The organism is Streptomyces sp. NPDC001315 (genome assembly GCF_042896175.1).
Taxonomy (GTDB): domain Bacteria; phylum Actinomycetota; class Actinomycetes; order Streptomycetales; family Streptomycetaceae; genus Streptomyces.
Genome location: NZ_JBIAWZ010000007.1, coordinates 42,645 through 60,834, shown reverse-complemented (window position 1 = coordinate 60,834; position 18,190 = coordinate 42,645). Strand labels below are relative to the sequence as shown.

Annotated in this window: 16 protein-coding genes; 4 read left to right on the top strand and 12 right to left on the bottom strand. The window is 71.0% G+C overall.

From position 1 onward, the window contains the following. Nucleotides 1-5 precede the first annotated feature (5 nt). From ACFY16_RS21065 to ACFY16_RS21050, 4 genes are read right to left on the bottom strand one after another with little or no spacing between them, the layout of a single operon-like run. Complete coding sequence (locus tag ACFY16_RS21065) at nucleotides 6-1,085, bottom strand: LLM class flavin-dependent oxidoreductase (RefSeq protein WP_390648668.1); 1,080 nt, start codon at nucleotides 1,083-1,085, stop codon at nucleotides 6-8. A gap of 34 nt (nucleotides 1,086-1,119) precedes the next feature. Next, a complete protein-coding gene (locus ACFY16_RS21060) occupies nucleotides 1,120-1,881 on the bottom strand; it encodes an amino acid ABC transporter ATP-binding protein (RefSeq protein ID WP_390648667.1) in 762 nt (253 codons plus the stop codon). Nucleotides 1,882-1,931: 50 nt separating this feature from the next. Continuing rightward, nucleotides 1,932-3,734, bottom strand: coding sequence for an FAD/NAD(P)-binding protein (locus ACFY16_RS21055; RefSeq protein ID WP_390648666.1), 1,803 nt, complete (start codon nucleotides 3,732-3,734; stop codon nucleotides 1,932-1,934). Then, nucleotides 3,731-4,588, bottom strand: coding sequence for an amino acid ABC transporter permease (locus tag ACFY16_RS21050; RefSeq protein ID WP_390648665.1), 858 nt, complete (start codon nucleotides 4,586-4,588; stop codon nucleotides 3,731-3,733). The genes ACFY16_RS21055 and ACFY16_RS21050 overlap by 4 nt, the downstream gene beginning before the upstream one ends. 445 nt (nucleotides 4,589-5,033) lie before the next feature. Between ACFY16_RS21050 and ACFY16_RS21045 the strand changes: the two genes are divergently transcribed. Further along, a complete protein-coding gene (locus ACFY16_RS21045) occupies nucleotides 5,034-5,993 on the top strand; it encodes an ABC transporter substrate-binding protein (protein WP_390648664.1) in 960 nt (319 codons plus the stop codon). Between the two features lie 109 nt (nucleotides 5,994-6,102). On the opposite strand, the gene ACFY16_RS21040 is transcribed toward ACFY16_RS21045, so the two are convergent. From ACFY16_RS21040 to ACFY16_RS21020, 5 genes are all read right to left on the bottom strand, one after another. Next, nucleotides 6,103-6,702 carry an ATP/GTP-binding protein gene (locus tag ACFY16_RS21040; RefSeq protein ID WP_390648663.1) on the bottom strand — a complete coding sequence of 200 codons (600 nt, stop codon included), beginning with the start codon at nucleotides 6,700-6,702 and terminating at the stop codon, nucleotides 6,103-6,105. Further along, on the bottom strand, nucleotides 6,686-7,036 hold the full coding sequence (locus ACFY16_RS21035; RefSeq protein ID WP_390648662.1) for a DUF742 domain-containing protein: 351 nt from the start codon (nucleotides 7,034-7,036) through the stop codon (nucleotides 6,686-6,688). Before ACFY16_RS21035 ends, ACFY16_RS21040 begins: the two co-directional genes overlap by 17 nt. Then, nucleotides 7,033-7,461: a roadblock/LC7 domain-containing protein gene (locus tag ACFY16_RS21030; protein ID WP_390648661.1), complete on the bottom strand. Its 429-nt coding sequence runs from the start codon at nucleotides 7,459-7,461 to the stop codon at nucleotides 7,033-7,035. The genes ACFY16_RS21035 and ACFY16_RS21030 overlap by 4 nt, the downstream gene beginning before the upstream one ends. Then, nucleotides 7,458-9,842: a nitrate- and nitrite sensing domain-containing protein gene (locus tag ACFY16_RS21025; RefSeq protein WP_390648660.1), complete on the bottom strand. Its 2,385-nt coding sequence runs from the start codon at nucleotides 9,840-9,842 to the stop codon at nucleotides 7,458-7,460. The genes ACFY16_RS21030 and ACFY16_RS21025 overlap by 4 nt, the downstream gene beginning before the upstream one ends. Nucleotides 9,843-10,050: 208 nt before the next feature. Next, complete coding sequence (locus tag ACFY16_RS21020) at nucleotides 10,051-11,298, bottom strand: DUF5685 family protein (RefSeq protein WP_390648659.1); 1,248 nt, start codon at nucleotides 11,296-11,298, stop codon at nucleotides 10,051-10,053. Between the two features lie 291 nt (nucleotides 11,299-11,589). On the opposite strand from ACFY16_RS21020, the gene ACFY16_RS21015 reads away from it, so the two are divergent. Further along, a complete protein-coding gene (locus ACFY16_RS21015; protein WP_390648658.1) occupies nucleotides 11,590-12,027 on the top strand; it encodes a cell division protein SepF in 438 nt (145 codons plus the stop codon). A 35-nt stretch (nucleotides 12,028-12,062) separates the two neighbouring features. Here ACFY16_RS21015 and ACFY16_RS21010 read toward each other — a convergent pair whose 3' ends face one another. Both ACFY16_RS21010 and ACFY16_RS21005 read right to left on the bottom strand, forming a co-directional pair. Continuing rightward, entirely contained in the window at nucleotides 12,063-13,253 is a 1,191-nt protein-coding gene (locus tag ACFY16_RS21010; protein WP_390648657.1) for an acyl-CoA dehydrogenase family protein, read from the bottom strand. Nucleotides 13,254-13,383: 130 nt separating this feature from the next. After that, on the bottom strand, nucleotides 13,384-14,988 hold the full coding sequence (locus ACFY16_RS21005) for an MFS transporter (RefSeq protein ID WP_390648656.1): 1,605 nt from the start codon (nucleotides 14,986-14,988) through the stop codon (nucleotides 13,384-13,386). A gap of 264 nt (nucleotides 14,989-15,252) precedes the next feature. On the opposite strand from ACFY16_RS21005, the gene ACFY16_RS21000 reads away from it, so the two are divergent. Beyond that, complete coding sequence (locus tag ACFY16_RS21000; RefSeq protein ID WP_390648655.1) at nucleotides 15,253-16,440, top strand: mannosyltransferase family protein; 1,188 nt, start codon at nucleotides 15,253-15,255, stop codon at nucleotides 16,438-16,440. Between the two features lie 237 nt (nucleotides 16,441-16,677). Further along, nucleotides 16,678-17,718, top strand: a complete 1,041-nt coding sequence (locus tag ACFY16_RS20995; RefSeq protein ID WP_390648654.1) for a phosphatase PAP2 family protein — start codon at nucleotides 16,678-16,680, stop codon at nucleotides 17,716-17,718. Between the two features lie 131 nt (nucleotides 17,719-17,849). On the opposite strand, the gene ACFY16_RS20990 is transcribed toward ACFY16_RS20995, so the two are convergent. Then, a complete protein-coding gene (locus tag ACFY16_RS20990) occupies nucleotides 17,850-18,065 on the bottom strand; it encodes an I78 family peptidase inhibitor (protein ID WP_390648653.1) in 216 nt (71 codons plus the stop codon). Between the last annotated feature and the right edge of the window lie 125 nt (nucleotides 18,066-18,190).

The following is an 18,190-nucleotide window of genomic DNA, read 5'->3' as shown; positions in this document are numbered from 1 at the left end:
TACGGTCATGACGCTCCCCCGGTGACCGCGTACTGGTTGGCGGGCCGGCCGAGCCCCAGGTGCTCACGGAGCGTGCTGCCCGGGTAGAAGGTGCGGAACAGTCCGCGGTGCTGGAGCAGCGCCACCGTGCCGTTGACCAGCCGTTCCAGGTCGCGGCTGGGTTCGACGGGGGTGAAATGGAAGCCGTCGACGGCACCGTCCTGGTGCCAGGTGGCGATCAGTTCGGCGAGGTCGACGGGGCCGCCGCGGTACAGCGGGCCCTGCGCGGTCTGCCGGGGGCCGCCTCCGCCGTGGCCGGGCTCGGCCGCGTGCTCGCCGCCGCCGAGGTCGACGAGGAGGCTCGCGAGGACGCGCAGGCCGTCGGGGTCGCGGCCCGACTCGGCGGCCCTCAGGCGCAGTTCGTCCCGTACGGCAGCGGCCTGGGCCGGGTTTGTGGCCCGCACCAGGGCGACGTCGGCGTACCGGGCCGCGGTACTTCGGGCGTGCCCCTCGGTGGCGTCGACCACGCGGACCGGGTGGCCCTGCGGGGGCCTCGGCACGATCGAGGGACCCTTCACCGAGAAGGCCGAGCCGGTGAAGTCGACGTGGTGCAGCTTGTCCCGGTCGACGAAGCGGCCGGTCGCCACGTCACGTATCTCGGCTCCGTCCTCCCAGCTGTCCCACAACTTCGCCGCCACGTCGGCGACCTCACCGGCCTCCTGCCACAGTGCGTCGGCCGCGGCGGCATGCCGACGGCCGAAGAGGCGGGCCTCCCCCTCCGTCGGCGACACCTCGATCCGCCAGCCGGCCCGGCCACGGCTCACCCAGTCCAGCGTGGCCACGGCCGCCTGGACATGGAAGGGCTCGGTGTGCGTGGTGGTGACGGTGGGGACGAGGCCGAGGCGGCGGGTCGCGGGGGCCACGCGGGAGAGCACGGCGAGCGCGTCGGGCCCGGGGCGGGCGAAGCTGTCGTCCAGCGTCACGAAGTCGAGGCCACCGCGCTCGGCGAGCCGCGCCGCCTCGACGTAGGAGCCGGCGTCGTACGCCGTCGGCTGGTCGAGGGCGGCGGCCAGGTGCAACAGCCCCCGGCCGTGCGATGAGGTCATATGGGTGAACCCTTTCTGCGGTGAGCGACCTTGCTCACAGCACCTTGGAGAGAAACGCCTGTGTCCGCTCGTGCCGGGGACGGTCCAGTACGTCGCCGGGGGCGCCCTGCTCGACGATGCGACCGTCGTCCATGAACACGACCGTGTCGGCGACCTCGCGCGCGAAGCCGATCTCGTGGGTGACGACGATCATCGTGGTGCCCTGGTGAGCCAGGTCCTTGATGACGTCGAGGACCTCACCGACCAGCTCGGGGTCGAGCGCGGAGGTCGGTTCGTCGAACAACAGCAGCTTCGGCTCCAGCGCGAGGGCCCGCGCGATGGCGACCCGCTGCTGCTGTCCACCGGAGAGCCGGCTGGGATAGGAGTCGGCCTTGTCGGCGAGCCCCACCCGGTCCAGGAGTCGGCGCGCGGTCTCCACCGCCGCCCTGCGCGGCCGCTTCAGCGCGGAGACCGGCGCCTCGATGACGTTGTCCAGCACGGTGAGGTGCGGGAAGAGGTTGAAGTTCTGGAAGACGAAGCCGATCTGCGTGCGCTGCTTCAGCACCTCGCGCTCGGGCAGTTCGTGCAGCTTGTCGCCGGAGCGCCGGTAGCCGACGAGGGAGCCGTCGACGCTGATCGCGCCCCGGTCCACCTTCTCCAGGTGGTTGATGGTGCGCAGCAGCGTCGACTTGCCGGAGCCGGAGGGCCCGAGGATCACGGTGACCTCTCCGGTGCGCACCGCGAGGTCGATGCCCTTGAGGACCTCCAGCGGGCCGAAGCTCTTGTGCACGGACCTGATGTCGACCATGACGCTCATCGCGTGAATCCCTTGGTGTGGAGTGAAGTTCGGTGGGCCGGGGACGGTGTCTACGCGGCGGCGCGACAGGCCAGGTCCCGCAGGAAGGCCAGCGCGGCCCGTGCGGTGGCGTCGTTCTGCCGGAACGCGGGCCCGCCGGTGCGCGGCCGGGTGAACGCGCCGGGGGTGCGGCCGTCGGTGAAGGGCCCGAGCGCGAAGCGCCGGGGATGCGGCCGGCCGGCCCGGTCCAGCACCCGCCCGTCCACGGGGTCCACGCGGAGCAGCCCGTCGGGGGTCTCGGCGGCCCCGTCGGTGTGCAGAGCGCGCAGCAGCGGGTCGCGGGCGCGGCCGAGGGTGGGCTCGGGCAACCGCGCCTCGACCAGCGCGCGGGCCTCGACGGAGTGACCGGGCACGGTGGCACTGGACGCCCGGAACACCCCGTCCTCGGCCCTGACGGTCATGTCGGCGCCGACGAACTTCAGGACGCCGGCCCGGGAGAGCGCCGGGATCTGCCGCAGCCGGGGCCCGGGTGGCCCGGAGGCGAGATAGCTGAAGAAGCCGTGCCACCAGGGGCCGATGTCACCGAGCCGCACCAACTGCCCGTAGACGGACAGCAGTCCGAGGAATACAGCCAGATCGGCGCTGTGCGACGCATCATGACGTCGTCTCAGGTCATCCTCGATGTAGCCGCGCAGCCCCTCCTGGAGGTCCTCGTGCGTGGCGTACCGCATCCCGTCCAGCGGGTGGTCGAGCGCGGCCAGGTCGAGCCGGTCGCTCGGGTCGGGCACGGCGGCCGACACGAGCGCCTCGCGCTCGACGGCGTCGGCGGCGGCGTACTTCTCCTCGAAGTCGGTCCAGGCGACGGTGGTCCGCTCGGGGTGGGCCGTGAACAGCCGGTGGTAGTGCGCGAAGCCCAGCTCCTTCTCGACCAGCGGCCAGACATCGCGCCGGAAGTCGAAGCGGTCCGGCCTGGCGAGCAGTGCCTCGACCTCGGCGGGCCCCAGGAACCGGGGCAACGGCGGCCGTTCGCCACTGAGGTCGTAACCGATCTTCGAGTGGTACGGCACTCCGCGCCGCGATCCGACGTACAGCACCGGCTCCCGCCCCGACGGCACGTACACGTCCCCCTCGTACCGCCCGCCGCGCCCCTCGGTGAGCAGCACCATCAGGTCGACGAAGGCCAGCCCGAAGCCGCGCACGAGGACGGGCTCACCGGCCCTGAGCGCGGACAGGTCGCTGTCGGCCGTGAAGTCCGGCGGGAGGTGCACGAGCCCGTGTTCACGGGCGTACGACGTCAACGCCCGCTGGTCCGCGCCGAGTTCGGCGTCGAGGTGACCGAGGGCGAGCACGACGAGGTCGGCGAGGAGTGGCCGGGCAAGTCCCTCCAGCCACACCTGCTGGCGTCCCTCGTGCGCCCCGCCGACCCGCAGGGCGCGCCGCGGGTGGTGATGGACGGTGATCTCCGGGGGCAGCGCGGCCACGGCCCGGTCGTGGACCCAGCTCAGGTACGCGCCCTGGAGCTGCCGGTCCGCGAAGGTACGGCCGTCGATGCCGGCCCACTCGTGCAGCGTGGGCCCCTCGCGCACGGGTCCGGCCATGGTCACCGTCTCGTCGGTGAACATGGTGACGTCCTCGGCGTGCGAGTTCATCCAGAGCAGCGGTGACTGCGCCTGCCGCCAGATACGCCCGGCGCCCGGCTGATGGGGGTCGACCAGATGAATGTCGAGGCCCGAACCGGCGTACAGCTCGGGCGCGTTGGCGGCGATCCGCTCGATGAGACCGGTCCCCCGCGGCCCGGCCCCGACGATCACCAGAGAGGGCCTGTCGGAGGACGCGGACGTCGGCGGCCCGGACGAGGGCCCGTACGCGGTCATCGGGTGCGCCCCGAACCGCGGGCGTAGTGCTTCTCCACGTAGTACTGGCCGGCGCTGAGCACCGAGGTGACGACGGTGTACCAGATCGTGGCCACCATCAGCAGCGGGATGACCTGGTAGGTGCGGTGGTAGACGAGTTGCACCGAGAAGAGCAGGTCCTGGACGGCGATGACGCTGACGATGGAGGTGCCCTTGAGGGTGCCGATCAGCATGTTCCCGGCCGGCGGCACGATGGAGCGCATCGCCTGCGGGAGCACGATCCGCCACCAGCGGCGCCACCGGCTCAGACCGAGCGCCTGCGCGGCCTCGATCTGGCCGCGGTCGACGGAGAGGATGCCGCCGCGGACGACCTCGGCGGCGTAGGCGGCCTCGTGCAGGGTGAGGCCGATGATGGCGACAGTGACCGGACCGAGCAGGTTGACGGTCTTCACGCCGAGGATCTGCGGATACAGCGCCCCGATGTTGAACCACAGCAGCAGCTGCACCAGGATCGGGATCGACCGGAACAGCCAGACGTACCCCCAACTCACTGCCCTGAGCACAGGGTTGGCGGACAGGCGGGCCGCGGCGAGCAGCGTGCCCAGGGCGAACCCGAGCGCCATCACGACCGCGGTCAGCCACAGTGTGAGCCACAGACCACGCAGAACCGCGTCCGAGGTGAAGTAGTCGGCGACGACGTCCCACTGGAACGCCTCATTGCGCAGAACGGAGTTGACGGCCAACCCGAGCAGGGCGAGGACGACGACGGCGGCCGTCCACTGTCCGAGACGGCGCTGCGGAACGATCCGCAGGGTGTCCGCGTGCTCCGGTATGTCCGGTGCGGCGGAGGCTTTGGCGAGGGTGTCGGAAGACATCGAAGGCTCCGTGGTGGGTGTCCCCCGCTCGAGCGAAGCCGAGAGTGGGGGAAGGTCGAACACGGGTGGATGCCTTCACACGGGCGCGCCGCGCGGCGCTGTACGGCCGAGCCCCTCAGCAGGGCCGTTCATCGAGAGTACGTGGGCGTTTCCCCTCACTGTCAAGGCCGTCCACACTGTGAGCCGTACGTCTCAAGTCAGTTGACGCGGAACCGGGGACCTGTTCCACTTGGCCCATGCATCCACAGCAGTGGCTGGTCACCCGCTCCCACATCGACTTCGGTCGCGTGTGGTCCTGTTCCTGTTGAGCTGACCCACTGCGCGCCCTGATTCCAGCAGGCGCCTCTTAGCGTTCTCCCTCTTCGCCTTCACACGCGCACCCTCCCCTCACCCTGCGCCCCCTGCCTTCCGCTTTCAGCGTTCTGCTTTCAGGAGACCGAACACCATGCGCCGTGCCTCCACACGTACCCGTAAAGCCCTTTTTGCGCCCCTTGTTGTCATTGCTTCCGCGTCCCTGCTCCTCACCGCCTGCGGCTCCGGCTCCGACGACCCCTCCGCCGGCGGAACCGCGCAGGCCGCGGCGAACTCCGACAAGATCCCCACCACGGACGTCGTCTCCGGCATCCAGAAGGACGAGGCGGCCGCGAAGCTGCTCCCGTCCGACGCGACGAGCCTGACCGTCGCCGTGTCCGTGGGCGGCACCCCGCCCGGCACCACCTACCTGGACGACGGCAAGACCCTGACCGGCCAGGACGTCGACTTCACCAACGCCGTCGCGAAGGTGCTCGGCATCAAGCTCAAGACGGAGCAGGCCGGCTTCGAGGCGATCCTGCCCGCCCTCGACAGCGGCAAGTACGACTTCGGCGCCAGCAACTTCGGCGTGACCGACGAGCGGCGCAAGACGATCGACTTCGTCACCTACATCAACGACGGCCAGGGCTTCGCCACGCGCGAGGACAGCAAGCTGTCCAAGGTGACGGATCTGACGCAGTTGTGCGGCCTGAACATCGCCACCGGCGCCGGCACCACCTTCGAGGCCACGCTCGAGGAGAACAAGCACGTCTGCGCCGATGCCGGCAAGAAGGCGTACAAGGTGCAGACCTACAGCGAGTCCGGCGCGATCTGGTCCTCGATCCAGCAGGGCCGCAGCGACGTCGTGATGTCCACCATCAACGGCCTCCGCTACGCCGTCGCCCACCAGACGGGCGTGAAGTTCCTCAACGAGTACCACCGTCTGGACGTCGGCTTCGCCTTCAAGAAGGGCACCGAGCTGGCCCCGGCCTTCCAGGCCGCGGTGAACAAGCTCATCGCGGACGGCACATACGCCGAGATCCTGAAGAAGTGGGGCACGACGGGTTCGGCGATCACGAAGTCGGAGATCTCACCGGCGGAACTGAAGAACTAGTCGTACGCCGCCCCGCGCCCCTGTCTGCTCCGAGGGGCGCGGGGCTGTGACGTGGTGCGGCTTCGTCGCGTGGGCGCGACCGGCCACGGACGGCCCACGCGGCGGAGCTCTACCGAACCGACGCGGTGCTGCGCCGCCGAGGAGCGGCCCGAACGCCGATCACCCGATCCATCAACGCCCCCAGAACATCCCGTACAGCCCCCCGCTCCCGCGCGTCACACTCCAGCACAGGCACATCCGGCCCCAACCCGAGCGCCTCCCGCACCTCCTCCAACTCGAACCGCTCCGCGTCATCGAAGCGGTTCACGGCGAGGACGAACGGCGCCCCCTGCGCCTCGAAGTAGTCGACGGCCGGAAAGCAGTCCTCGATCCGCCGGGTGTCCGCGAGGACAACCGTGCCGAGCGCCCCCTCCACCAGGTCGTCCCACAGGAACGAGAACCGGTCCTGCCCGGGCGTCCCGAACAGATACAGCGCGATCGTCGGATCGAGCGTGATCCGCCCGAAGTCGAGTGCGACGGTCGTCGTGGTCTTGGACTCGACGCCGACGAGGGAGTCGACACCCACCGAGACCTGAGTGATCGCCGCCTCCGTGTCCAGCGGCTCGATCTCGGAAATGGCCCCGATGAAGGTCGTCTTACCGACCCCGAGCCCTCCGCTGACCACGATCTTCACGGCCAGCGGCACGATCCTGTCAGAGCGCCCGGACATGGTCCCTGATCCTTTCGAGCATCTGGAGCGGCAGCTCCGCGGGTTGCCGGCAGGCCAGCTGCCCGGCCACGACGAGGTCGGAGATCAGCACCTTGGCGACTCCGAGGGGTACGCCGACACGGTCCGCCACCTCGGCGACGGTCGTCGGCCGCTCGCACACGGCGACGATGTGCCGCCGCTCGAACGCCAGCGTCTCGTCGGGTACGCCGACGGCGACGACCAGCGTCTCCAGGCGCAGATCGGCCTGGAGGGGCTCGGCCCGGCCGCCGGTGATGATGAACGGCCGGACGAAGTCCGCGTCCTCCGTGTCCTCGAGGGGAGATTCGCCGCTCACCGGGGCAACGCCTGCCGCAGATCGGCGATGAGTACCGGCGTCAGCAGATCGCCGGCCCGTTCCGCGAGGACCGCCATCTCATAGCCGACCAGGCCGAGTTCGCCGCTCGAGTCGGCCAGGACGCCGAGACAGCTGCCGTCCCGGATGGCCGAGACGAGCAGGAAGCCCCGCCCCATCTCGATCATGATCAGCTTGACCCCGTCGAAGCTGTACCGCTTGGACGCGCTGCGCGCCAGGCTGCTCAGCCCCGAGACGATGGCCGCGAGATGGTCGGCCTCGGTCCGCCCGAGACCGTCCGACACCGCGATCAGGAGCCCGTCGGAGGAGACGGCGACCGCGTCCCGTACCCCGTCGGTGCTCTTGACGAAGTTGGCAAGCAGCCAGTTGAAGGTCTGCGAGTCGTTGGGGGTGTCGACAGTGGTCATTCGGCGTCACCCTCGCTGGTGTCGGTTGCCTGCTGTTCGTCGTCCCTGGCCTTGGCCTTTTCCTTGGCCGTTTCCTCGGCCTCTTCCTTGGCCGTCTCCCTCTCCCTCTCCTTCTCGACGCTGATGCCGCCCCGCATGTGCGCGCTGCGCAGGGTGGACAGCATCCCGGAGACCGCCTCGGGACTGCGGTCGGGCGTCGGCCCGGCGGGGGCGGGGCGGCTGGGGAGGTCGGTCTCGCTGACCGCGTCCGCGATCGCACTGCGCCTCGGCCGCTTGACGAGGCCGTTGCGGGTGCGGGCGGCGGACGTGCCCTTGGCGCCCGCGGTCCTGCTCTCGCCTGGCTTCGCGTCCGCCGCCACGGAGACGAGCTCGGCGGCCGGGGCCGTGGCCCGGGCCGCCGCTTCGGCCTTGGGCGCAGGCATCTCCTTGCGCGGTGCCGGAAGCGCCACCGATGCGTCCGCCGCGGGCCTGCCCGCGGTCTTCTGCTGCGGGGCCTCGGTGAGCAGGTTCGTGGGGATCAGCACCCGCGCGACCACACCGGCCGCCGGCGCCTCCCCGAGCCGTACCTCGATACCGCACTTGCGGGCGAGCGCGCCGACCACGAAGTGGCCCAGGAACCGGGTGGGTTCGGCCATGAAGCTGGCGGTCCCGGAGAGCCGTACGTTGGCCTCGGCGAGGGCCTGGGTGTCCATGCCGAGCCCGTGGTCGACGATCGCGACCAGATACCCGGCACTGGTGCGCCGCCCCTCGATCTCCACGTCCGCGTCCGGCGGCGAGAAGCTCAGCGCGTTCTCGACCAGCTCGGCCAGCAGATGGGAGATCTCGGCGACGACGGAGCCGGTGACGTACGCGCGCTCGATACGGCGCAGGGTGACCCGGCGGTACTCCTCGACCTCGGAGAGCGAGGCGCGCAGCACGTCGGTGACGGCGAGCGGGGTGGACCAGGGCCGGGGGCTGGACTCCCCGGCCAGCACGAGGAGGCTTTCGGCGTTGCGACGCATACGGGTGGCCAGGTGGTCCAGTTCGAAGAGGTTGGCGAGGGTCGCGGGGTCGGCGTCCTCGTGCTCCAGCCTGTTGATGAAGCTGATCTGCCGGCGTACCAGGTTCTGGTTGCGGCGGCCGAGACTCACCAGCGAGTCGGTGGTGTTGCGCCGCAGCACGGCCTGTTCGGTGGCGAGGTCGAAGGCCGCGCGCTGGACGCGGTCGAACGCCTCGGCGACCTCCCGGACCTCGGCTCCGGCGCCGGCGGGCACGGCGAGCGGCGCCGGCGGTTCGGGGTTCTCGCCGGAGTCCGCGTTCTGCACGGCGGCCACGGCCCGCGGCAGCCGGCTGCCCGCCACCTCCCGGGCCTGCTGAGCGAGTCCGGAGAGCGGTGCGGAGACGGACCGTACGCAGTCGAGAGCGAGGGCACCGAGGGCGGCGACCGTGCCGAGCGCGAGCAGCAGGAACAGCAGCAGGTCGCGCTGCGCGGCGCTCTCCTGCCCGGCGGCACGGTTCTCGACGTCCTTGCCGAGGGAGACCTGTACGTCCCGCAGTCCGTTGATGGTCGAGGTCATGGAGTCCCACCAGGCCATGGGCGGGATGTCGTGCCACTTCAGCCGTCCGCCGGCGTGCACCGCGACGCTCTCGTACGACAGGGCGTTCTCCGCGTCCGGGGTGGTCAGTGCCGCGTCCAGGCGACGTTCCTGGGCGTCGGTGGCCGAGCGCGGAAAGGCGTCGAGGGCGGCGAGGCGCCCGGCGCGGATCTCCATGAAGCGGCTGTAGTCGTCGCCGCGGAACCGTCCGGCACGCACCGAGCCGAGCACGATGGCCCGCTCCTCGCCGGTGAACTCCTTGGCGTTGCCGAGTACTTGGAGCGTCTGGTAGGCGTCGCGCAGTTGCCCGTCGTGCACCGCGCCCAGACCGAGGTCGAGCCGGTCGAGGACGGTGATCGTGGTGGTGAAGTAGTCGAAGGTGGCCTTGACCGCGCCCGTGCCGTCGTCGGCGTGCTCGCGGATCCCGGCCAGCCCGTCGAGCCGGCCGAGGGACTCGCGCACGGAACCGGCGGCCGCGTCGCCGCGCCCGTGCAGCGCCGCGTCGAGTGCACCGCGCGCGGCGTCGGTCGCCTTGCGCTGGGCCGGCAGCTTGGCGCGGAACTGCTGGACCCCGCCCACGTATCCGGTGGTGAGCCCGCGCTCCTTCTGCAGCTCGTGGACGAGGCCCTGGAGGGTGATCTCCAGCCGGGCATTGTCCGCGGTGGCGGCGGCGTTGCGGTAGGCGGAGATCTGCTCGGCGGCCGCGACGCCGAGCAGCGCCAGAAGGACCGCGAGGGCGAGGACGAGGATCCTCAGGAGTCTGGTGCGAATGGTGCGGGGGGCCTTACGGCCTGTGGCTGCGTCCACTGAAGTGCCTTAAGTGGGTGGCTAGTTAGTCGGAAGCAGAACGCAGGAATAGTTCCGCTGGCCGACCAACGAGCCCCACCGAGCACCGGTTACCCGATCATGTTTTTGTTTTACCCAGGCGAAACAAGACCCGTGCGGAAGCGCAGGTCGACGCCCGCACTCACGGGCCAGGTATACAAGAACACCGGCGTCCTGTCGCCGGGCGGGATCACAGCCCGCAGTCGCAGCACGAGCAGCACTCGCAGCATTCACAGCACTGGCAGGCCTCACAGCAGGAGCAGTCACAGTCGCTGCACCACCCCTCGCGCTTCTTCCGCGACCAGGGTCCCTCGTACTCGTCGGCACAGCACACCTTGCAGGTGCAGCACAGCCCGATCGCGACCGCGCACCCGGCCCAGAAGCCCCGCTTGCCGGGCCGCGGCGGCTCACCGCCGAAGGGGTTGCCGCCCTGGGGACTGCCGGGAGTCTGCGGCGCGTAGGGCCCCTGCGGGTTGTAGGGCCCGCCCTGCTGCGGCGGCCCGAAGGCCCCCTCCGGGGCATGCCCGAACGCCCCCTCCGGCGCATGCCCGAACTCACTCTCCGGCGCATGCCCGCAGGACGCCGTCCCGAACGCCCGGTCCACCGAGCGTCGCAGCTCGTGCGCGAGCAGCAGATGGGCCAGCCTGCCGTCGTCGAACTCCACCTCGCGCAGGGCGAGCCGGATGCCGTGCAGCGCGTCGTCGGCGAGCCGGCGGGCCTCGGTGAGCGAGGTGCCGGTCGCGGTGAGGGGGTTCCAGGCGCCCGACACGGCGTCAGCTTCCCTGTCCTCGACGGCGTCCAGCAGATGCGCGAGCCGCCCGAACAGCCGTCCGGCCTCGGCGAGCGGCCCGGCGTTGTCCGGCCGCCCCGCCAGTATCGCGGTGTGCGCGAAGGCCGCCGCGGTGGCGGTCTCGGTGGGTTCGGTGACCGTCAGGATCGGCGTCCCCGGCCCCGCGAGGGTCTCCAGACCGATCTGCCGGTCCACCGCGTCGACCAGTACGGCGGTGTCGAACCCGACGGCGGTCCCGCTCCGGGCACCCGCCCGCCCCCAGCTCCGGGCGACCCGGCGCGCGGCGAGCGCCACCGGCCGCCGCGCCAGCAGTCCGTCCCCGTCGGCGACATGGTCGTGCACCTTGGCCGAGGCGAGCACCAGCGAGACGGCGGCCGCGAGCCGGGCCCCCTCGCCGTGCGCGACGGAAGCGGTGCGCATACCGCGCAAGGGACAGGGCCCCGCCGTACGCCGCTGCCCGCCCCCGGTCCGCTCGGCCTGAGCCTCCGTCAGAACCGATACGAGAAGCCCGTCATAGTTCGTCACGATCCTCGCGAACTGCCCGTGGTCCGAACGCAGCGCGAGACAGAGTCCGCACAAATGCGCCATCCACTGGACCCTGAGCCCCTCACCGAGGCGGTGACTGCATGGCCTGACGATTCCGAACACGACGATCCCCCCGTGGTGTGTACGGCGTTGAGCTGCGGCATCGTATCGGCCACTCCGTTCACCCGTACGCTCCGCCCGTCACCCGGACGCCCTCAACAATCATATTTCACTCACAGTCAGCAGCCGCGTACAGCAAGACCCTTGGGAAACGCGGGCTCTCGACGGATCGGCTGTGCACCAGTAACGTCACAAACCCCCCGTGCGGCGTCTATCCACTTGGCGCGACATCCGCATCATGGACGACCATAGAGATGCGGAAAGCAAGAATGACCGCTGTGAGAGGAGGCGTCCATGGGATCGGTGCGCAAGGCGAGTGCCTGGCTTGGCCTCGTCGACGACAACGATGACGAGCGTTACTACGACGACGACTACTCCGAGGGGACCGACTCCAGGGACGCCTGGGTCACCGACCCCCGGGTGAAGGTGGCCACGGACACGGCCGAGGAGAAGGGCCGCCGGATCGGCACGGTCACCCCGGACAGCTTCCGGGATGCCCGCGCCATCGGCGAGATGTTCCGGGAGGGCGTCCCGATCATCGTGAACCTCACGGCCATGGAGGCGTCGGACGCCAAGCGGGTCGTCGACTTCGCGGCCGGGCTGATCTTCGGACTGCGCGGCTCGATCGAGCGTGTGTCCACCCGAGTGTTCCTGCTCACCCCCGCCGACACGGAGGTCGTGAACGGCGAACCGGCCGCGCACCGTTCGGACGGCTTCTTCAACCAGAGCTGAGGCAGGGCCGCTCACCGGCCCTGCCCCGGCGCGGTTCACCGGAAGGCGTCGAGCCCGGTGAGCGCCTTGCCCAGCACGAGCTGATGCATCTCGACGGTGCCTTCGTACGTCAGCACCGACTCGAGGTTCGTCGCGTGCCGCATCACGGGGTACTCCAGGGAGATCCCGTTGGCACCGAGGATCGTCCGCGCCGTACGGCAGATCTCGATGGCCTCCCGTACGTTGTTGAGCTTGCCGAAGCTGACCTGCTCGGGACGCAGGCGGCCGGCATCCATGCGCCGCCCCAGGTGATGGGCGAGCAGGATCCCCTTGTGCAGCTCGACCGCCATGTCGGCGAGCTTGGCCTGGGTGAGCTGGAACCCTCCGATGGGCCGCCCGAACTGCTCCCGCGTCTTCGCGTACGCGACGGCTGCCTCGAAGGAGGCGCGCGCGGCGCCCATCGCGCCCCAGACGATGCCGTAGCGGGCGTGGGAGAGGCAGCTGAGGGGTCCGCGGAGCCCGGTCACGCCGGGAAGGACGGCGTCGGCCGGGAGTCGCACGTCGTCGAGGACGAGCTCACTGGTCACGGAGGCGCGCAGGGACCACTTGTGCTTGATCTCCGGGGCGGAGAACCCCGCGCTGTCGGTGGGCACGACGAACCCCCGGATCCCGTCGTCGGTCTGCGCCCACACGACCGCCACCCCGGCGACCGACCCGTTCGTGATCCACATCTTCCGCCCGTTGAGCACCCAGTCGGAGCCGTCGCGCTTGGCGTACGTGCGCATGGCGGCGGGGTCGGAGCCGTGGTCGGGCTCGGTCAGCCCGAAGCATCCGATGACCTCCCCGGCGGCCATGCCGGGCAGCCACCGCTGCTTCTGCTCCTCGCTGCCGAACCGGTGGACGGCGTACATGGCCAGTGACCCCTGCACGGAGACGAGGGACCGGATGCCGGAGTCGGCGGCCTCCAGCTCCAGGCAGGCCAGCCCGTACTGCACGGCGGTGGCGCCCGCGCAGCCGTACCCGCTGAGCGACATCCCCAGCGCGCCGAGTCCACCGAGCTCGCGGGCGAGCTCCCGGATGCCGGGCAGTTCCCCCTGCTCGTACCACTCGGCGACGTACGGCAGGACGCGGTCCGCGGCCCAGCTCCGCACGGTGTCCCGGATGGCCAGGTCCTCGGGGTCGAGCAGGTCGTCGATGCCGAGGGGGTCGGCGGGGTCGAACGGGGGCAACTTCGAGGACGCGGACATGGAAACACCCTCCGGCAACTTAAAACTAGCACCGCTAGTCACGACTCGACCGCCGCCGACGTTACGACGCAGTGTCCCCTACGTCCACCGTTCCCACGGACTGAGTGGGAGCGAGTCCTGCATCCGCCGCTCAGGCCGAGACGCGGGACTCCGCTACTTCCCTGGGGGCGGGGAGCTCCACAGCGGCAGCGCCCTCGCACTGCATCACCCGCGGCAACCGCAACGCCAGCACCGCCCCCAGCAGCAGCAACCCCGCGCTCACGAACAACGTGACATGCAGTCCGTGCACGAAAGAGTCGCGAGCCGCCCGGCGCAAGGCCGCCCCGGCCGACCCCCCGAGCCGCCCGGCAACCTCGTACGCCTCACCCAGTGAATGTCCCGCCGCCACCCTGTCCGACGCCGGCACCCCCGACACTCCCGCCAGCCCTGGTGTGTACGCCGCGTTCATCACGCTGCCGAGCAACGCGATCCCGATCCCGGCCCCCAACTGGTACGACGTCTCCCCGACCGCCGCGGCCCCGCCCGCCTGCTCCGACGGCGCCTCGCTCAGCATCGACTCGTACGCCCCGAAGAGCGTCATCTCCAGGCCGAAGCCCAGCAACAGGAACCCGACCAGCAACAGCCCGGCGTTGTCGTCGCCGCCCATCGCCGTCAGCGTCACCACCGCGGCCGCCGTCAGGCAGAAGCCGAAGCACACCATCCGCCGCGGCCCGAACCGCCGCAGCAGCCGAGCCCCCGCCAGCCCGGACGCCATCGCCGCGACCGTCAGGGGGAGCAGCCGCAGCCCCGTCTGGAGAGGGGACAGACCCAGCACGAGTTGCAGATACTGCGCCGCGATCAGCTCGAGGCCCACCAGCGCGAGCATCGCCAGCACGATGCACCCGACCGACGTGCTGAACGCCGGCCGTGCGAACATCCGCAGGTCCACCAGCGGATGCGTACGCCGCCGCTGCCGTCGTACGAAAAGAACCAGCAGCACCGCGCCCACCACCAGCGGCACCACCGTGCTCACGCTCCCCGCCGGCTCCCCGCCGCCGAGCCGCTTCACGCCCAGGACCACCCCGAACAGCCCGGCCGCCGCCATCAGCGCGCCGACCACGTCCCAGGGCCCGTCGTCGGCCCCCTTCGACTCGGGCAGCAGCAACCGCCCGACCGGCAGGCTGACCAGCATCAACGGGATGTTGACGAGGAAGACCGACCCCCACCAGAAGTGTTCGAGGAGAAAACCGCCCAGCAGCGGGCCCACCGCCGCGCCCACCGCGGCCACCGCGCTCCAGATGCCGATCGCGAGCGCCCGCTCGCGCCGGTCCGGGAAGACATGCCGCAGGATCGACAGCGTCGCGGGCATGATCATCGCGCCGCCCACGCCGAGCAGCGCCCGTGCGAGGATCAGCACCTGCGCGTCCTGGGCCAGCGCCGCCAGGCCGGAGGCGACGCCGAACAGCGTGTAGCCGAGGAGAAGGATCCTTCTCCGGCCCACCTTGTCGCCGAGCGTGCCGAAGAGGATCAGCAGCGACGCGCAGACAAGGGGATAGGTGTCGACGATCCAGAGCAGCTCCATGGCGCCGGGCCGGAGGTCCTCGGTGACCGCGGGCACCGCCACGTGCAGCACGGTGGCGTCGACGGCGACGAGGAGCAGGCTGACGCACAGGACGACGAGGACGACCCAGCGGTTGGCACCGGCCCCGGCCGCCCGACGGCGCAGCACAGCGGCGGCCGTGGTCGTCTGGGACATGCACGTACCTCCAAGGTGATCCCTCGCGGTGCGGCGGGCTCACGGGGTGGGGGACTCCCCCGCGACTCGGCCGGAGAGGAGCGGTGGTCCCCGGCCCGCGCAAACGCATGCGAGTGACTCGCCAATGTACGCGAGTTCGTTCCCACGCCAAGTGGCGGACCTCTCACACTCGCCACGGAACCGATGTGGCGTACGCCACTCCCCGCACCTCCGAGTACGCCCCGGCGAGCCGTCCGGTTCCGGGTGCGGTCGATAATCGAGCCCGTGACCGATCTTGAGACGCGTGCGGCACCCCCGCGCCCCGCCGCCCTGCGCCGGGCGGCTCCGGCCCTCCTGGGGTACGCGGCCGTACGCGCCCTGGGCCTGCTGACGCTGGCGGTGTGGAGCGGCGCGCGCGGCAAGAGCGCGTACACGCTGCTGACCGCCCGGTGGGACTCGCTCTGGTACACGAGGGTCGCCGAGCTGGGCTATGGCTACGAGGTGCGACTGCCGAACGGCGACGTCCACTCCAACCTCGCCTTCTTCCCGCTGCTGCCCTGGCTGGAGCGGCTGCTGCACGCGGCCACCCCGCTGTCGTACGCGGGCGCCGGCTTCACCGTCAGCCTGCTCGCCTCGCTCGCCGCGGCCTGGGGGATCTTCGCGGTGGCGGACCTTGTGCACGGGCGCCGGGCCGGCGTGTGCGCCGTGCTGCTGTGGGCGGTCCTGCCGGTCGGGATCGTTCAGTCGATGGCCTACAGCGAGTCACTGTTCACGGCGCTCGCCGCCTGGTCGCTGTACGCGGTGCTGACCGGCCGCTGGCTCACCGCCGGCCTGCTGGCGGCGCTGGCCGGGCTGACGCGGCCGGTCGGGCTCGCCGTGGTCGCCGCGGTGTGGGCGGCGGGGATCGCCTCGTTCGTGCGAATGCGGAGCGAGACTCGCCCGCACGGCGCACATGGAGAGGAGCACGCCCCCTCCCCCGCCCGCCGCGCCCTCGCCATGCTCCTCGCGCCCCTCGGTGCCGCCGCCTACGTCCTGTGGGTCGGCCACCGCACCGGCAAGGGCCCGCTCGGCTATCTCGACGTCCAGGCCGGCTGGCGCAACGGCTTCGACGGCGGCTACGCCTTCGCCCGCTTCGTCGCCGACAAGTTCACGTCGTTTCCGTCGGCCCTGGCCGGTGTCGGGCTGATCGTCGGGGTCGGCCTGGTGATCTGGCTGTACGTCGTCGGCGTGCGGCAGGGGCAGCCGCTCCCGCTGCTGGTGTACACGGGTGCCGTCACCGCGCTCGCCCTGTGCGCGTCGAGCTACTTCGGCTCGAAACCGCGTCTGCTGCTGCCCGCGTTCCCGCTGCTGCTGCCCCTCGCCGTGGCCCTGGCCCGGTTGCGTACGTCGAGGTCGGCGCTGGTGGTGGGCGGTGTCGCGGCGTTGTCGGCCGCATACGGGGCGTTCTGGCTGAACGGCTCCGGCCCACCATGATCAACTACCACCGACAGTGAGCGGTCGCGGAATTCCACCCAAGGATTCGGTGAACGAATTCATAAGTGGCATAAAACTGCCCCCCAGGATGATCAAAGGAATTACAGGGGGCGGTCGTGCGGCATTGGGGAATCCCAGGAAATAGACCTCCCCCTGAGAGGAATCCCACATCACATCGTCATCACAAAGCCGCTGAATCGCCCGGGAACAGAGCTCACTCGCTGTAACGTCCATTGGGTGCGTACCGAACGAAACCTCACCCGTCTGGACCGGGTGTTCACCAGGCTGGACCGTGAGCCGGAACGGCCGGCCGACATCGATGTGCCGAAGATGAGCCGGCACCGGCTCGTACTCTTCAGCGCGACCCTGGCCTTCTATCTGGCGATCGTGTGGGCCGTGGTGATCACCTCGTGGCTGGTCCGGCTCGACTGGCAGGTCATGTTCTTCCGGCCGTACCAGCAGTGGCCGGAGATCCACGCCTTCCTCGACTACTACGTCGTCCTCGGCCAGCGCGGCCCGACGGCCGTGATGGTCGCGGCCTGGCTGGGCTGGCGCTCCTGGCGCCAGCACACACTGCGCCCACTGCTGATGCTGGGCACCTCGCTGCTGCTGCTGAACATCACGGTCGGCGCCGCCAAGCTGGGCATGGGCCGGCTCGGACCGCACTACGCGACCACCATCGGCTCGAACGAGATGGGTCTGGGCGGCGATATATTCCCCAGCGGCCACACCGCCAACGCGGTGGTGACCTGGGGGATTCTGGCGTATCTGGCGTCCACGCCCAGAGCGCGCCGCTGGCTGTCCGCCCTCTCCGCGGTGACCTCGCTCGGTGTCGGCCTGACCACCGTCTACCTCGGTACGCACTGGCTGAGCGACGTCGTCCTCGGCTGGGCCGCGGGTCTGCTGATCCTGCTGGCACTGCCGTGGTCCGAACCACTGGTCGCCCGCGCCGAGACCGCCCTCTTCGACCTGCGCGACCGCTGGCGCGCCCGCCGGCCAGTGCCTGTGCCTGTCACCGCAACCCCGGCAGGCCTGGCGCCAGCCGCTCCCGTGCTGCTCAAGCCGCATGCCCCGGCCCAGGACGAGGCGGCCGCGGCCCGCGAGACGGTCGCGCCGCCCCGCCCGCCGCGGACCCCCGTCCACCTGGCCCCCGGCCCGCACACCGCCCGCTCGGAGCGCACTCCGGTCACCCCGGCGGGCAGCCGCCGCCCGCCGCACTCGGACCGCCTGCCGCGCGGTACGGCCGCCTCGGCGGCCCGCCCCATGTCAGGCGGCTGACGGTCCCATGACAAGCAGCTGACCACCACGGACCGCGGAGCTGCCGGTACGCACAGCCCGGCCCCGCACAACGCACGACGAAGCCCCGCCTCCCGCGTCCCAGGAGCCGGGGCTTCGTCATCGGTGGTGCCTCAGCCCTTCCAGGACCGCGTCACTCTGCCGTCCTTCACCTCGAAGTTCAGCCGTCCCACGCGGTACTCCATGGTGATGATCGTTCCCGGCGCCAGCGAGCGAACCGTCGTCCACCCCCGCTCACGCGCGAGCCGCTCGGCACGCCGGGCCTCGAGGCCGACATACCCGGCCGGACTGTCCTGGGGTTCCGCTGGCGGAGTGGGAATGGGTGCCATACCGCCACGCTAGGCCGTGAGGGGCACTCCCGGAAGCCGTACCGCGACGTGGATCACCCCCGTCACACTTCTGTCACAGGATCACGACACGCGTGTCGGCCCAACTCCGTCACACGAACGAGCGG

Bases quoted from the DNA above. Each gene is read 5' to 3' on its own strand.
- ACFY16_RS21065 (WP_390648668.1), bottom strand. From the start codon at position 1,085: ATGACCTCATCGCACGGCCGGGGGCTGTTGCACCTGGCCGCCGCCCTC.
- ACFY16_RS21060 (WP_390648667.1), bottom strand. From the start codon at position 1,881: ATGAGCGTCATGGTCGACATCAGGTCCGTGCACAAGAGCTTCGGCCCG.
- ACFY16_RS21055 (WP_390648666.1), bottom strand. From the start codon at position 3,734: ATGACCGCGTACGGGCCCTCGTCCGGGCCGCCGACGTCCGCGTCCTCC.
- ACFY16_RS21050 (WP_390648665.1), bottom strand. From the start codon at position 4,588: ATGTCTTCCGACACCCTCGCCAAAGCCTCCGCCGCACCGGACATACCG.
- ACFY16_RS21045 (WP_390648664.1), top strand. From the start codon at position 5,034: ATGCGCCGTGCCTCCACACGTACCCGTAAAGCCCTTTTTGCGCCCCTT.
- ACFY16_RS21040 (WP_390648663.1), bottom strand. From the start codon at position 6,702: ATGTCCGGGCGCTCTGACAGGATCGTGCCGCTGGCCGTGAAGATCGTG.
- ACFY16_RS21030 (WP_390648661.1), bottom strand. From the start codon at position 7,461: ATGACCACTGTCGACACCCCCAACGACTCGCAGACCTTCAACTGGCTG.
- ACFY16_RS21015 (WP_390648658.1), top strand. From the start codon at position 11,590: ATGGGATCGGTGCGCAAGGCGAGTGCCTGGCTTGGCCTCGTCGACGAC.
- ACFY16_RS21010 (WP_390648657.1), bottom strand. From the start codon at position 13,253: ATGTCCGCGTCCTCGAAGTTGCCCCCGTTCGACCCCGCCGACCCCCTC.
- ACFY16_RS21005 (WP_390648656.1), bottom strand. From the start codon at position 14,988: ATGTCCCAGACGACCACGGCCGCCGCTGTGCTGCGCCGTCGGGCGGCC.
- ACFY16_RS20990 (WP_390648653.1), bottom strand. From the start codon at position 18,065: ATGGCACCCATTCCCACTCCGCCAGCGGAACCCCAGGACAGTCCGGCC.